Below are 15231 nucleotides of genomic sequence, written 5' to 3'. Positions count from 1 at the left end.
TTACAAGATTGAAGATACTTTCACTGTTCTCTAGTATTTTATGCCAAAACTTCTAAAATTTCAAAAAAAACTCTTCCTGACATAAAGCGTCAACAAGAGTTTTTTTCCAATTTATTTGTAGCTCAGCGTTTGGTTTTGCTTTTATTTATCTCCAGCACTTCAAGCCAAAACTTGTGAAATTTCAAAGATACTCATAGCTATAAAAATAATCGCTAATCATTCTTTTCCAATCTCTTCAGTTCTGAACGGGCTTGAAGGTGCTTTTAATGCTCGATGTCCGATATCATTACGGTATACATAATCACTGGTATCAAGTTTAGCTAATTCAGCATAAATGCTTTGTTGTGCGTCTGCCATCGTTTTAGCTCGCACACTGAAAAGGCTGACGCGTCCGCCATTGGCAATGAGTTGCTTGGCTTCATTCTGTGCTACACCAGCATGAAACACTTGCGTATGATCTGCTAATTTTTCCAATCCCACTAATTGTGCACCTTTTTCATAAGCCTCGGGGTATCCTTTACTCGCTAAGACCACGCCTAATGTTACCCCTTCAGTTTGCCATACGAGTGTCGGTGTTCGATGCGCTAACAAGTCAGTAATGACTGCAGCAAAATCAGAGCTGAGTCGATCTAATACAACTTGTGTTTCTGGATCGCCAAAACGGGCATTAAACTCAATCACTTTGGGTCCATCACTAGTGAGGATTAATCCTGCATATAACACACCTGTAAATGATCGTCCTTCGTTCACTAAGGCTAATGCCGTTGGCTCTAAAATCGTTTCAATGGCTGTTTCCACAACAGCAGCTGGAATATGATGAACGGGCGCATAAGCACCCATTCCCCCTGTATTTAAACCTTTATCTCCCGCCAAAGCTCGTTTATGATCTTGTGCAATGACCATCGGATAGACTTTAGCACCATCAACAAATGCCATCAATGAAAACTCTTCACCTTCTAAAAACGCTTCAACGACAATTTGTGCACCTGAATTCCCAAATTGTTTATCGCATAACATCGCTTGCGCCGCAGCAATCGCTTCTTCCACAGTTGTTGCAACAACCACGCCTTTACCGGCAGCCAATCCATCGGCTTTAACAACAATCGGCGCGCCTTGTTCCAATAAATAATTTTTGGCTTTTTCAAAATCAGTGAATGTTTGTGATGCTGCTGTTGGAATCCCATATTTAGACATTAACTGCTTGGCAAAATCTTTGCTACCTTCAATTAAAGCTGCTTGTTTACGTGGTCCAAATGTTGGTATACCTGCTTTTTCTAATGCATCAACAACACCTTCTAATAACGGTACTTCTGGTCCAACAAATGCCCATGTAATCTGCTCACGTTTAGAAAATGTTATCAATTCAGCAACATCAGTTTCAGCAATAGCTACTGTTTTTATACCATCTCCATGCATTCCTGGATTACCTGGTGCACAATAAACAGCGGTCACTCGGTTGCTTTGAAGTAATTTTTTACTCACTGCATGTTCACGCCCACCACTACCAATTACAAGCAATTTCATTGTTTGCGCCTCCTTATTGTTGTTTAAAATAACGGACTTTTTGTAAATACCATCCTTATGCGCTTAATCGATTGTTTCTTATGTTAATGTTTAAAATGACGAATTTTTGTAAATACCATACTAATGCCATGTTTATTCGCTTCATCGATTGATTCTTGATCACGCATAGAGCCACCAGGCTGAACAATCGCAACAATTCCAACTTTCGCAGCTTCTTCAATTGTATCGGGCATTGGGAAAAAAGCATCACTTGCCATCACAGCCCCTACCGTTCTGTCACCTGCCTGTTCGAATGCTATTTTCGCAGATCCGACACGGTTCATTTGTCCTGCGCCTACACCGACTGTTTGAGAATCATCACCAATCATAATCGCATTTGATTTAATGTGTTTGACGACTTTCCATTGGAACGCCAAGGCTGCTAATTGTTCAGTTGTTGGTTGAACTGTGGTGACAACCTCCCATGTTGTAGGGTCTTCATCAATCTCATCTGCTTGTTGCACCAATAATCCTCCTGCCACACTTGTTTTCACATAATCACTTGCTACTGAAGTATTATATATTGGCATTTTTAAAAGACGAATATTTTTCTTCTTGCTCAACAAAGCCAATGCTTCTGCTGAATAGCTAGGTGCAATGAGTAGCTCTAAAAACATGTCACTGAGTGGTTGAGCAGTTGCTAAATCAATTTCTCGGTTAAAGGCTAATACGCCACCAAAAATCGATGTTGGGTCCGCTTCATAGGCTTTTAAGAAGGCTTGTTCAATCGTTTCACCTAAGCCAACACCACATGGATTCATGTGTTTAACAGCGACTACCGCACATTCAGTTTCAAATTCTTGAACGATATGTAACGCAGCATCCGCATCACGAATATTATTGTATGAGAGTTCTTTTCCATGTAATTGCTCAGCCGATACAAGCGAGGCATGTTTCACAATTGGCTCTGCATAAAAACTAGCTGATTGATGTGGATTTTCGCCATAACGTAACGCTTGTTTGCGATTATAAGTCAACGTTAGTTTTTCTGGGTATTCTTCACCCACTACTTCTGTTAAAAAACCGGCGATTAACGCATCATAGGCCGCCGTATGACGGAAAACTTTAGCAGCTAAACGTTGACGTGTATCAAAGGTCGTATCACCTAATTCACGGTACTCTGCTAGCACATGCTCATAGTCAGCGGCATCAGCAATTACCGTCACACTGGCATGATTCTTGGCAGCTGATCGCAACATTGAAGGTCCGCCAATATCGATGTTTTCAATCGCATCAGAGAGAGCGACATCGGGTTGAGTAATCGTTTCTTGGAACGGGTAAAGATTTACAATCACCAAATCTATTAGTGCGATGTTATGTTCAGCAATTGCTGCCATATGTGATGCATCATCACGTCGTGCCAATAACCCACCATGGATTGCGGGATGCAATGTTTTGACACGCCCGTCTAACATTTCGGGAAATTCTGTCACTTCTTCGATACCGATAACAGGCAGTCCTGCCTCAGCAATTAATGTCTTAGTGCCTCCTGTTGAAATAATTTCAAAATCAAGGGCAATTAATTGCTCAACCAACTCTAAAATACCTGTTTTGTCCGATACACTAATCAATGCGCGTTTCATTTATCTTTCACCGTTCCTTCCATTTTTTCGATAAGTTGTTGTACAATTTGCGGGTAATAAACATGTTCTATTTGATGAAGACGTGCTTCTAAACTTTCTAATGTATCGCCTTCTGTTCGGGCAACTTTAAATTGGGCAATTGGCTCACCTGTATCCATTCCGGCATCCACATAGTGTATCGTAATACCGATTTCTTTCTCTCCTGCAGCATAAGCACGTTCAATGGCATCTTTACCTGCATATGCGGGTAAAAGCGACGGATGGATATTAATAATTTTACCTTCATATGCCGTTAACAGAGTCGGCCCAATTAAGCGCATGTACCCTGCCAACACAACCAGCTCAATTTCATGTTGTTGTAACTGCTCAATTATCTTCGTTTCAAAAGTGGCTTTATCCTTGTATTGACGAGCTTTAAAGACAAATGTTTCAATATTATTTGCCTTTGCACGTTCAACGACTACGGCTTCTGGTTGATCACAAACCAATAAACCAATCTCAGCTGATAAATGTCCGGTTTCAATTGCCGCCAACATTGCAGCAAAGTTAGAACCATTTCCTGATGCGAAGAGGGCTATTTTCATTGTGTTATACCTCTTCCAATCTAACCTGATGCGCATCATCTGCAACAACTGTACCGATGACATAAGACGATTCACCTGCTGCAAGTAAGGTTGCTTGTGCATTGGCTACATCTTCAGGTGCGATGGCAACAACCATACCGATACCCATGTTGAAAATTTCATAAACTTCTAGAGGATCGAGTGCGCCATAATGTTGTAATGCTTCAAAAATAGGTAACGTCGGCCAAGACCCTAATTTAATGTTCGCTGACAAACCTTCTGGCAACATACGTGGAATGTTTTCAACAAAGCCTCCACCTGTCACATGGCTAATCCCATGGATAGCAACCGCTTCTTTTAATGCTAGAATTGGCTTTACATAAATTTTAGTGGGTGTTAACAACACATCACTTAAAGGTTGACCTAATTCTGGTAAGATGACATCCAATTCAAAATCTTTTTGTTCAAAGAAGATCTTACGAACTAAGGAATAGCCATTACTATGGATACCACTTGATGGCAAACCTAATAACACATCACCCGCTTTAACATTATCGCTTGTTATTAATGCTGTTTTCTCAGCAGCTCCCACTGTAAAGCCTGCTAAATCATAGTCGTTATCAGCATACATACCAGGCATCTCAGCCGTTTCTCCCCCGACTAAAGCGCAGCCCGCTTGAACACACCCTTCAGCAACACCAGCGACAATTTGCTCTAATTGTTCAGGAATAGCTTTACCTGTAGCGATATAGTCTAAGAAAAACAACGGTTCCGCACCTTGTGCCACAATATCATTGACACACATTGCCACACAATCAATCCCGATTGAGTCATGTTTATTAGCAGCGATTGCCACTTTCAATTTAGTACCTACGCCATCTGTCCCTGATACTAATACTGGTTGTTTAAGTTTCAATTCAGATAAATCAAAGAGACCGCCAAAACCACCAATTGCTCCCATTACACCTTGACGTTCCGTGCGTTGGACATGTTTTTTGATACGTTCTACCGTTTCATAACCTGCTGTTACATCAACACCTGCTCGAGCGTATGCATTGTTTGTCATTGTCTCTTCCCCCTTAGCGTAAACTGCTTTCTTCTAAGCTTTCTAAATACTCTTGTTCGTAATCGTAAAGCCCTGTTGGATAATCACCATTAAAATAAGCCATTGTAATACCGCCATATTTTTCAGCGGGGAATGGACGCCCAATTGCTTCAACTAAGCCATCACAACTGAGGTATTCAAGCGAATCTGCACCGATTTGCTCACAAATTTCAGCAACAGTATAGTTAGCAGCAATTAGTTCTCGACGCGTTTGAATATCAATACCATAAAAACAAGGGTATTTTAATGGCGGTGAAGCAATGCGAACATGTACTTCTGCAGCACCTGCCTCCCGCAATAATTTAACAATCCGCTTACTGGTCGTTCCTCTTACAATCGAATCATCAATCATCACAACACGTTTGCCTTTTACAACACCGCTGACTGCTGATAATTTCATTTTCACCCCTTGTTCGCGTAACTCTTGACTGGGTTGAATAAATGTACGAGCAACATAACGATTTTTAATCAACCCTAATTCGTAGGGTAATTGCGCTTCTTCCGCGTAACCAATCGCAGCTGAAATACTTGAATCAGGTACACCAATCACCATATCTGCCTCAACTGGCGCTTCTTGTGCCAGACTAACACCCATTCGTTTGCGGGCAGTATGAACATTCACCCCTGCAATATTGGAATCAGGTCGAGCGAAGTAAACATACTCCATACTACAAATCGCATGTTGTGTATCTGTACGATAATGGTCAATATGCATGCCATCTTTATCAAAAACAATCATTTCACCCGGCTCGACATCTCTAACAAATTCAGCACCTACAACATCAAATGCACATGTTTCAGAGGCAACGACGTAAGCATCACCAATTTTACCAATCGATAATGGACGGAAACCACTTGGATCTAACGCACAAATCATCGCATCTTCTGTTAATAACACATAAGCAAAGCCACCTTTTACTTGGCAAAGAGCTGCTTTTAAATTATCGTAAAAATCATCTGAAATACCACGTTGGATTAAATGTGCCAATACTTCTGTATCTGAACTGGATTGAAAAATCGCCCCTTCACGTTCTAACTTTCGGCGCAAAGTACGGGCATTAATCAGATTACCATTATGAGCTAACGCTAAACTTGAATCTTGAAAATGAAATAACATGGGTTGAACGTTGCTTAACGTTTTACCTCCCGCTGTTGCATAACGCACATGACCGATTGCCCCATCTCCATGTAATTGATCCAGCTCACCATTCTTAAAGACATCAGCAAGCAAACCTAGATTACGATGCCCATCAATTTTTTCACCGTCCGTCACACAAATACCAGCGCCTTCTTGCCCACGATGTTGCAAACTGTGTAGCCCAAAATACGTAACTGATGGCGCTTCATGATGTCCCCAGATACCAAAAACACCACATTCTTCATTTAACCCTTTTATTTCAGCAGACATGGCAATGTAGCCTCCCAAGCGGTTTTCAAAGCCGCTGTTGTTACTTCTACCGTTCCATTTGTTGTTTGGGCACGCAATAAACCATCCGCAGTGACTTTTCCAATCGCCACAGCTGCTGCACCAAAATGTTGGGCAAAAGCTTCGTGCTGTTCTGGCTTCACAGAAATTAAGAAACGAGATTGTGATTCACTAAAAAGTAATGCTTGTTCAAAATCAACGCTAACTGTTACTCCAAATTCACCCTTAAAAGCAGATTCTGCTAGTGCAATTGCTAAACCACCTTCTGCTAAATCATGAGCAGAAACAACAAGTCCTTGTTGAATAGCAGTTAATAGTTTTGCTTGATAGTCTTGTTCTACTGCTAAATCAAGCGCAGGTACTTTTCCACTAATATGACCTAGCTGTAATTTTTGTAATTCAGAGCCGTTAAATTCAGCAGCTGTTTCACCGATTAGAAAAATGCTGTCATCTGCGGCTGCAAAAGATTGTGTTGTAACATGCGCTAAATCTTTTATTAAACCAACCATTCCAATAACGGGTGTTGGATAAATGGCTTCACCATCTGTTTCGTTGTACAACGAAACGTTTCCTGAAATAACAGGTGTATTTAACACACGACACCCCTCTGCAATCCCATCAGCAGCTTGTTCAATTTGCCAGAAAATTTCTGGTTTTTCTGGATTCCCAAAGTTCAAACCATCTGTAATGGCTAGTGGTTGTGCACCTGAACACACAATATTGCGGGCCGCTTCTGCCAATGCAATTTGTCCACCCACTTTTGGGTCAAGGTATAAATAACGTGAGTTACAATCAACTGTCATAGCTATCGCTTTATTAGTACCACGCACGCGTAAAACAGCTGCATCTGACCCTGGAATCACGACCGTATTTGTACGTACTTGGTAATCAAACTGCTCATACACATGGCGTTTACTCGCAATGGTTGGTTGTGAAAGTAAGTCTTTCCATGTTTGAGCCGCGTTCGTAATTTGAGGTACAAATGGTGCTTCTGCTTGAAAATCACGATACTGTTGTGGTTCAGTTGCTAACTTATGATAAACAGGCGCTTCTTCTGCCAATGCATCAACAGGCACATCTGCTACAACTTCACCTTGATGAATAATCGTGTACATCCCATCATCCGTTACTTCACCAATGACCACGCCTTCTAATCCATAACGTTCAAACAATGCTTGGATCGTATGTTCTTCACCTTTTTTTATACATAACAACATACGCTCTTGTGATTCAGATAAAAGCATTTCATACGGTGTCATTTCTGTTTCACGTTTCGGTACAACATCCATATCTAAACGTAAGCCTGAGCCTGCTTTTGATGCCATTTCTGAGGATGAACTCACTAACCCAGCAGCACCCATATCTTGAATGCCGATTAATATATCAGAATGTTTTTGTATCACTTCAAGACAAGCTTCAATCAATAACTTCTCCATAAAAGGATTACCTACTTGAACAGCTGAACGTTGTTGCTCACCTTCTTCACTGAACTCAACAGAAGCAAATGTTGCACCGTGAATACCATCACGCCCAGTTTTAGCACCCACATACATCACTGAGTTTCCCACACCAGAAGCTTTACCTTTTTGAATATCTTTTTGGTCGATAATTCCGACACACATTGCATTAACCAATGGGTTTTTCGCATAGCTTGGTTCAAATTGAATTTCACCACCTACAGTAGGTATCCCAATTGAATTACCATAACCTGCAATACCGGCAACCACTTCATTCACCAAGTACTTCGTATGAGCATTATCAATTTCACCAAAACGCAATGAGTTTAATAAAGCAATCGGGCGGGCTCCCATGGAAAAAATATCACGAATAATCCCACCAACACCTGTTGCAGCACCTTGATAAGGCTCAACATATGACGGATGATTATGGCTTTCAACTTTAAAACAAACGCCTTGTCCATCACCAATGTCTACAATACCAGCACCTTCACCTGGGCCCATTAATACTTGCTCACCTGTTGTCGGAAATTTAGCTAATACAGGTTTAGAGTTCTTATAACTACAATGCTCAGACCACATAACTGAAAACAATCCCGTTTCAGTGTAATTGGGTTGTCGCTTTAAAATATCACAAACCATGTCGTACTCAGAAGGAGTCAATCCCATTTCCAAGTATAATTGTTGCTCTGCAATCATCGCTGCTGTCGGTTCATTATTAGTTAACATGTGATTCCCTCCATTGTTTAACAATTGATTGAAAAACGTTTAATCCGTCTGCACTTCCTAGCAAACTTTCAACTGCTCGTTCAGGATGCGGCATCATTCCTAATACATTCCCTTGTTCATTAACAATACCAGCGATATTAGCTATCGAACCGTTCGGATTTTCACCCGCATAAGTAAAGACAATTTGTTTATTCTCTTTTAAACGTTGAAGTGTTTCTTCATCACAATAATAGTTACCTTCGCCATGCGCGATTGGAATAGACAGTGTATCATTTTGTTGATAGGCATTTGTAAATAGTGTTGCTGTATTTTCAATTTTCAATTGGCTCATCTTGCACACAAAATGCAAGTTTTTATTGCGGATTAATGCGCCTGGTAACAAACCACTTTCAGTTAAAATCTGGAAGCCATTACACACGCCTAGAACGGGTTTACCTTCTGTTGCAAAGCGGATGACTTCTGCCATAATCGGGGCAAATTTAGCAATTGCACCTGTTCGGAGATAGTCCCCGTATGAAAAACCACCGGGTAATAATACGGCATCATAACCTTCTAGCGATGTCTCAGCATACCAAACGTAATCAGCCTCTTCTTTTACGATTTCACGAATAGCAGATAACATATCAATATCACAATTTGATCCTGGAAATTGAATCACAGCAAATTTCACGCTTCTTCAACCTCCTCTATCTCATACCAATAGTTTTCCATGACTGGATTCGCTAATAACTTATCACAAATTTCATTCACAACTGTTTCAACAGAACGTTCTTTAGGATTAACCATGACTTCCATGTACTTTCCAATACGTACATCTTCAATTTCCGAATAATCCATACTATTTAAAGAATCTTTTACTGCGACACCTTGTGGATCTAACACACTTTTTTTCAACGTAACATACACCTTTACTTTAAACATTTTCATACCTCCGTCGTTTTATTTAATAAGCGTTGTAATACCTCTTGATACACTGACACTAAATCACCTAAGTCATGGCGGAACACATCTTTATCTAATTTTTGTTTTGTGTTCACATCCCAGAGGCGACAGCTGTCTGGCGAAATTTCATCGGCTAGAACAATTGTTTGATTGTTCAGACGACCACACTCTATTTTGAAATCAACCAATAAAATATCAGCTGCTAAGAAACGTTGTTGTAATAGCGTATTAATGGTTAATGCAAGTTCCTTTAACTCCGCTATTTCGACAGTTGTTGCTAGTTTGAGATAACGCACATGGTCGTCATTAATGAATGGATCATCAAGTGCATCTTCTTTGTAGTAAAATTCAACAATTGGCTCAGCCAGTTCTTCGCCTTCAGCGACGCCTAATTTTTTAGCAAATGAACCAGCGATAACATTTCTGACGATAATTTCGATAGGTATTACAGTTACTTTTTTTACGAGTTGTTCCGTATCTGATAATGTTTCAAGTAAGTGTGTTTGCACACCGTTTTTTTCTAAAAAATGAAATAAGAGTGTCGATATTTGGTTATTTAATTTCCCCTTATCTGTAAACGCAGTTTTTCTAGCACCATTTAAAGCCGTTGTATCATCTTTATATGTCATCCATAAAATATCCGGTGATTCTGTTGCAAATAACGATTTTGCTTTACCTTCGTATAACAAGTGACCTTTTTGCATGATGAGTCCTCCATCTATTAGTTAATTAAGAGCGAATACTTTGAAAATTGCGAATACTTAAGAGGAGAAGACGTTATTCCGTCATCCCTCAGGGGTATTGCGCTGTACTTAACAACTTCTTGCTAAGTACACTGCTCACCTTGTATTCAATTGTATGTGGTTGAAAAATTATTTGGAGATAAGACCTAGTCGTTCAAAGATAAAGTCTACTTTTGTTAAATGATAGTTATAATCAAAACATGCTTCGATTTCTTCTGCTGATAATTTACCAGCAATAATCGGGTTGTTTTCAACTAAGCCACGGAAAGGAAGTGATTCTTCCCAAGATGTCATCGCGAGTGGTTGAACCGTATCATACGCTTCTTCACGTGCCATCCCTTTATCAATCAATGTTAACAAAACGTGTTGTGAATAGATTAAACCATGTGTTGCTTCCATATTACGCTTCATATTTTCAGGGAATACTGTTAAGTTTTTCACAATATTTCCAAAACGGTTAAGCATATAATCAAGTAAAATTGTTGCATCTGGCAAAATGATACGTTCAGCAGATGAATGCGAGATATCTCGTTCATGCCATAACGTTACGTTTTCGAATGCTGTCATCACATGCCCACGAACAACTCGTGCCAATCCAGTCATATTTTCTGAGCCGATTGGGTTACGTTTATGCGGCATCGCTGATGAACCTTTTTGCCCTTTGGCAAAAGCTTCTTCAACTTCGCGGATTTCTGATTTTTGCAAACCACGAATTTCTGTTGCGAATTTTTCAATCGATGTAGCAATCAATGCTAACGTACTCACATATTCAGCATGACGGTCACGTTGTAATACCTGTGTTGAAATTGGATCTGCAGAGATGCCAATTTTTTCACAAACATACGATTCAACAAACGGATCGATATTTGCATAAGTACCAACTGCACCCGAAATTTTTCCGAATTCGACAGTATGAGCGGCATGTTCAAAACGCTCTAAGTTACGTTGCATTTCTGAATACCATAATGCCAATTTCAATCCAAACGTTGTTGGTTCAGCATGAACGCCGTGTGTACGACCCATTGTAACAGTATCTTTGTGCTCGATTGCTTTATTTTTTATAATTTCAATGAAGTTATGCAAATCAGTGCGAAGTATATCGTTTGCTTGTTTAAGCAAATAACCATTGGCCGTATCAACCACATCTGTTGATGTTAGACCATAATGCACCCATTTTTTTTCATCGCCTAATGATTCTGATACTGAGCGAGTAAATGCAACAACATCGTGACGTGTTTCTTTTTCAATTTCAGCAATACGCGCACTATCGAATGAAGCATTCGCGCGAATTTTAGCCGCATCTTCTTTAGGAATCATCCCTAATTCAGCCCAAGCTTCATCAGCCAAAATTTCTACTTCTAACCATGCTTTATAACGATTTTCTGTTGTCCATATATTGCCCATCTCTGGTCGGGTATAGCGTTCAATCATTTAATTTTTCCTCCAATTAATCCCAAATACGGGTGTTTTTTAAATCTTCTAGCGCTGACTCAACATCATTCGTTAACAAAGTGATATGCCCCATTTTACGATTGTGCTTAGCCGCATCTTTACCATACATATGAATATGCCAATCTGGATGATGTGGAATTGCTGCATATACTTTATCAACATGTTGTCCTAATACATTAACCATTATTGCTTTTTTTAATAATTGTGGACGCTGTAATGGCCAATCTGCAATTGCTCTAATGTGTTGTTCAAATTGTGAAAAATCACATGCTTCAATCGAATAATGACCTGAATTATGCGGACGTGGTGCTAATTCATTAACATAAACTGCCTCATTTTTACCGATAAACAACTCAATGGCTAACGTACCAACCAAGCCTGTTTTTTGCGCTAACTTAGTCGCAATACTTTCAGCTTGTAAAATGACTTCAGCCGATAATCGAGCCGGTGCAATCGTTAAATGTAAAATGTTATCGCGATGTTCGTTTTCAACGACTGGGAACAATTGAATGTCTCCCGAATGATTACGCGATACAAGAATTGAAGCTTCTGAATCAAATGGAATCCATGCTTCAAGTACACATGGTCCGTATTGCAATAGTTTTGCAGCTTCTTCAATATCCTGCTCATCTTGCATAACTACTTGCCCTTTACCATCGTAACCACCGTTACTTGTTTTAAGCACAGATGGGAAACCAATGCCTGCAATTTTTGCATCAATATCTGTACGATCAACAATAACAGCAAATGGTGCCACATTTATGCTCAAGTCAGTCAAAAATGTTTTTTCTAAAATACGATCTTGCGTAATCGATAGTATCTCTGCATTTGGTGCTACTATTGTTTTATTCTCAACAGCTTGAAGCGCATTGTAATCAATGTTTTCGAATTCATAAGTGAGGACATCTGCACGTTGCGCCAATTGTTTAAGCGCTGTTTTATCATCATAGTCGGCAACAATCTGTTCATCACTCACTTGTGCACAAGGGCAATTTGCCACTGGATCAAGTACTATTACATAAAAACCGTTTGATTTTGCTGATAGAGCAAGCATTTTTCCAAGTTGCCCACCACCGATAATACCAATTGTTTGACCTGGATACAACTGTTTATTCAAGAAAATCACTACTTTCTATCACTGTATTTCGCATATCATTTCGATTGTCATCTAAGTGGGTGGCAATGTCATTGTCATTAATCCCTAAAATTTGAGCTGCAAGCAGCCCTGCATTTTTAGCACCAGCTTCACCAATCGCTACTGTTGCAACAGGGACACCACCTGGCATTTGTACAATGGATAAAAGTGAATCCATTCCATTGAGTGCACGTGATTGAATCGGGACACCGATCACTGGGAGCGTTGTTTTAGCTGCTACCATGCCTGGAAGATGTGCAGCACCACCCGCACCCGCAATAATTATCTGGATTCCTCGTTGGCGCGCTTGCTCTGCATATTCAAACATTAGATCTGGCGTTCGATGTGCTGAGACTACTTTTTTTTCATAATCAATCCCATACTGTTCCAATACGTCACATGCCAACTTCATTGTTGGCCAATCCGATGTACTTCCCATTATCACACCAATTTTGACAGTCATAAACGCCTCCACTTTTACTTAGTAATTAATCTATTTAAGATATACGATGTGTTAGATTGAGTTTAACACTCTCCCATTAAATTAAGATGAAAGGGTCATTTCTAATTATATCGTAATTTTTAATTATCTCTATTACTTTCAATATCATTGTAACAAATAACCCAAAATACTGTCAACCTATAATCGAACATTAAAGCAATATATATATTTATTGTTCGTGTTTAGAGTTGGAACGTGTAATCCCATACTATATTAAGCAAAAAAAAGCACAAAACAAATGTTTTGTGCTTTGGCTTACATAAAAAAAAAATTAAACTATTTTATAATGATATGACGCCTTCGATTATTTCAGTTATTAAAACAATCTTTCAAAAAATTATAATGCGTCGCGTCCTTCATTTCCTGTTCTAATGTCCACGACTCTAACAATGGGATAAACAAATATTTTACCATCTCCAGGTTGCCCTGTACCCAAAACATGTTTGGTAACATCAATCACTGTATCGACTGGGACATCATGAACGACGATTTCGATTTTGATGCGTTCAAACACGCTAGAATCATGTTTCACACCACGATATAGTTCCAGTTCACCTTTTTGCAAACCTGTCCCTAATGCATTTGTTACAGTGATCCCAGTAATACCAACTTCCTTTAATGCTTTTTGCAGCTCATAAAACTTACCATCTCGTGTAATAATTTCAACTTTAAAGATACCTGTTTCCTCTACCATCTATAAAACCCCCTTTTGAATTATTCTCGATAAGCACGCTCACCATGTATCGTTACATCTAAACCAGTTTGCTCTGCTTTTTGATTGACACGTAGCGGTGTAATAAATGATACCACTTTAGCAATTAGATATGTCATCACGGCAACAAAAGCAATGGTAATAATAACTGCTAAAAACTGATCCCATACTAACATGGGGTTACCGCTGAAAAGACCATCCGTGCCTCCGACTGATGAAGTTGCAAACACACCTGTTAGCAACGCCCCAATTGTTCCTCCAATACCATGTAATCCAAACGCATCCAAAGCATCATCGTAACCAAGACGAGGTTTCAAGTATGCAATCGCCCAGTAACAGCCTGCTGCAGTTAGTAAGCCAATACACATCGCCCCTGTAATTGTGACAAAACCTGCGGCTGGCGTAATACCTACAAGCCCTGCCAACGCACCACTCATTGTGCCTAAAAACGTGGGTTTTTTTATAACAATCCATTCAATTCCTACCCAAGCAACAATACCAAAAACGGCTGCTGTATTCGTATTAACGAAAGCATGCATAGCAATATCAGTTAACCCAAGCGCACTCCCAGTGTTGAAACCATACCATCCTAACCAAACAAGCGTTGCACCTAAACCGACCAATGTTAAATTATGCGGCAACGCAATTTCTTTACGTTTGCCTAACATCAGTGCTAGTACTAAACCTGCTACTCCAGATGCAATATGTACAACTGTTCCACCTGCAAAATCGAGCGCTCCGATTTTTTCATCAATAAAACCTCCGCCCCAAACCCAATGGGCTACAAAAGTATAAACAAGCAATACCCATAAACTAATAAATAATAACCAAGCTGTAAAATTCATTCGTTCTGCCACAGCCCCACTAATAATTGCAACTGTTACAGCACAAAAAGTTAATTGGAACATCATGTTCAACACATCAGGTATACCTTCCTTAGGAATACTATAACCGACGTCTTTTAACCAAACATAATCAAAGCCTCCAAAAAATAAATTACCTGGTGAAAATGCCAAACTATATCCGACAATCACCCATAAAATAGAAACAACTACGATTGCAGAAAAACTATACATCGCGGTACTTAACACATTTTTAGTTTGCCCCATACCGCCATAAAAAAATGCTAACCCCGGCGTCATCAACCATACTAGTAGTGCACATATAAAAACAAATCCTGTATCTGCCATAAATTACATCCCCTTTTCAGATTAGTTGCTAGAAAACTATCCTTCTATGAGATTGAATTATAGGCAGATTTTCAAACGTAAGCAATAAAATACGGAATATTCTGTTTATTTTGTTACATAAGCTAACAA

At 39.6% G+C, this 15231-nt stretch carries 14 protein-coding genes; all 14 read right to left on the bottom strand.

Going from position 1 to position 15231, the window contains the following annotated elements; all coding sequences use genetic code 11:
* Positions 1-216: 216 nt before the first annotated feature.
* Entirely contained in the window at positions 217-1524 is a 1308-nt protein-coding gene (gene purD, locus V6S17_RS03490) for a phosphoribosylamine--glycine ligase (RefSeq protein ID WP_029090591.1), read from the bottom strand.
* An 83-nt stretch (positions 1525-1607) separates the two neighbouring features.
* Positions 1608-3146, bottom strand: a complete 1539-nt coding sequence (gene purH / locus V6S17_RS03485; protein ID WP_029090592.1) for a bifunctional phosphoribosylaminoimidazolecarboxamide formyltransferase/IMP cyclohydrolase — start codon at positions 3144-3146, stop codon at positions 1608-1610.
* Positions 3143-3730 carry a phosphoribosylglycinamide formyltransferase gene (purN, locus tag V6S17_RS03480; RefSeq protein WP_029090593.1) on the bottom strand — a complete coding sequence of 196 codons (588 nt, stop codon included), beginning with the start codon at positions 3728-3730 and terminating at the stop codon, positions 3143-3145. The genes purH and purN overlap by 4 nt, the downstream gene beginning before the upstream one ends.
* Before the next feature lie 4 nt (positions 3731-3734).
* A complete protein-coding gene (gene purM / locus V6S17_RS03475) occupies positions 3735-4775 on the bottom strand; it encodes a phosphoribosylformylglycinamidine cyclo-ligase (RefSeq protein ID WP_029090594.1) in 1041 nt (346 codons plus the stop codon).
* A 13-nt stretch (positions 4776-4788) separates the two neighbouring features.
* Positions 4789-6222 carry an amidophosphoribosyltransferase gene (purF, locus tag V6S17_RS03470; RefSeq protein ID WP_029090595.1) on the bottom strand — a complete coding sequence of 478 codons (1434 nt, stop codon included), beginning with the start codon at positions 6220-6222 and terminating at the stop codon, positions 4789-4791.
* Positions 6207-8426 carry a phosphoribosylformylglycinamidine synthase subunit PurL gene (gene purL, locus V6S17_RS03465; protein WP_029090596.1) on the bottom strand — a complete coding sequence of 740 codons (2220 nt, stop codon included), beginning with the start codon at positions 8424-8426 and terminating at the stop codon, positions 6207-6209. Before purL ends, purF begins: the two co-directional genes overlap by 16 nt.
* Complete coding sequence (gene purQ, locus V6S17_RS03460; protein WP_029090597.1) at positions 8416-9096, bottom strand: phosphoribosylformylglycinamidine synthase subunit PurQ; 681 nt, start codon at positions 9094-9096, stop codon at positions 8416-8418. The genes purL and purQ overlap by 11 nt, the downstream gene beginning before the upstream one ends.
* Positions 9093-9347: a phosphoribosylformylglycinamidine synthase subunit PurS gene (purS, locus tag V6S17_RS03455; RefSeq protein WP_029090598.1), complete on the bottom strand. Its 255-nt coding sequence runs from the start codon at positions 9345-9347 to the stop codon at positions 9093-9095. Before purS ends, purQ begins: the two co-directional genes overlap by 4 nt.
* Before the next feature lie 2 nt (positions 9348-9349).
* A complete protein-coding gene (gene purC, locus V6S17_RS03450) occupies positions 9350-10072 on the bottom strand; it encodes a phosphoribosylaminoimidazolesuccinocarboxamide synthase (protein ID WP_029090599.1) in 723 nt (240 codons plus the stop codon).
* Between the two features lie 168 nt (positions 10073-10240).
* Positions 10241-11542 (bottom strand): adenylosuccinate lyase, encoded by a 1302-nt coding sequence (gene purB, locus V6S17_RS03445; RefSeq protein ID WP_029090600.1) that lies wholly within the window; start codon positions 11540-11542, stop codon positions 10241-10243.
* A 16-nt stretch (positions 11543-11558) separates the two neighbouring features.
* Complete coding sequence (gene purK, locus V6S17_RS03440) at positions 11559-12680, bottom strand: 5-(carboxyamino)imidazole ribonucleotide synthase (RefSeq protein ID WP_029090601.1); 1122 nt, start codon at positions 12678-12680, stop codon at positions 11559-11561.
* Positions 12673-13161, bottom strand: coding sequence for a 5-(carboxyamino)imidazole ribonucleotide mutase (gene purE, locus V6S17_RS03435; protein WP_029090602.1), 489 nt, complete (start codon positions 13159-13161; stop codon positions 12673-12675). Before purE ends, purK begins: the two co-directional genes overlap by 8 nt.
* A gap of 376 nt (positions 13162-13537) precedes the next feature.
* A complete protein-coding gene (locus tag V6S17_RS03430; RefSeq protein ID WP_029090603.1) occupies positions 13538-13894 on the bottom strand; it encodes a P-II family nitrogen regulator in 357 nt (118 codons plus the stop codon).
* Positions 13895-13914: 20 nt separating this feature from the next.
* Positions 13915-15102: an ammonium transporter gene (locus tag V6S17_RS03425; protein WP_029090604.1), complete on the bottom strand. Its 1188-nt coding sequence runs from the start codon at positions 15100-15102 to the stop codon at positions 13915-13917.
* Positions 15103-15231 lie beyond the last annotated feature (129 nt).

The organism is Brochothrix thermosphacta DSM 20171 = FSL F6-1036 (genome assembly GCF_036884295.1).
Classification (GTDB): domain Bacteria; phylum Bacillota; class Bacilli; order Lactobacillales; family Listeriaceae; genus Brochothrix; species Brochothrix thermosphacta.
The sequence above is the reverse complement of the archived record's forward strand: the minus strand, read 5'-3'. Positions and strand labels throughout refer to the sequence as shown.

Bases quoted from the DNA above. Each gene is read 5' to 3' on its own strand.
- purL (WP_029090596.1), bottom strand. From the start codon at position 8,426: ATGTTAACTAATAATGAACCGACAGCAGCGATGATTGCAGAGCAACAA.
- purM (WP_029090594.1), bottom strand. From the start codon at position 4,775: ATGACAAACAATGCATACGCTCGAGCAGGTGTTGATGTAACAGCAGGT.
- purS (WP_029090598.1), bottom strand. From the start codon at position 9,347: ATGTTTAAAGTAAAGGTGTATGTTACGTTGAAAAAAAGTGTGTTAGAT.
- purD (WP_029090591.1), bottom strand. From the start codon at position 1,524: ATGAAATTGCTTGTAATTGGTAGTGGTGGGCGTGAACATGCAGTGAGT.
- purH (WP_029090592.1), bottom strand. From the start codon at position 3,146: ATGAAACGCGCATTGATTAGTGTATCGGACAAAACAGGTATTTTAGAG.
- purB (WP_029090600.1), bottom strand. From the start codon at position 11,542: ATGATTGAACGCTATACCCGACCAGAGATGGGCAATATATGGACAACA.
- purC (WP_029090599.1), bottom strand. From the start codon at position 10,072: ATGCAAAAAGGTCACTTGTTATACGAAGGTAAAGCAAAATCGTTATTT.
- purN (WP_029090593.1), bottom strand. From the start codon at position 3,730: ATGAAAATAGCCCTCTTCGCATCAGGAAATGGTTCTAACTTTGCTGCA.
- purE (WP_029090602.1), bottom strand. From the start codon at position 13,161: ATGACTGTCAAAATTGGTGTGATAATGGGAAGTACATCGGATTGGCCA.
- V6S17_RS03425 (WP_029090604.1), bottom strand. From the start codon at position 15,102: ATGGCAGATACAGGATTTGTTTTTATATGTGCACTACTAGTATGGTTG.
- V6S17_RS03430 (WP_029090603.1), bottom strand. From the start codon at position 13,894: ATGGTAGAGGAAACAGGTATCTTTAAAGTTGAAATTATTACACGAGAT.
- purF (WP_029090595.1), bottom strand. From the start codon at position 6,222: ATGTCTGCTGAAATAAAAGGGTTAAATGAAGAATGTGGTGTTTTTGGT.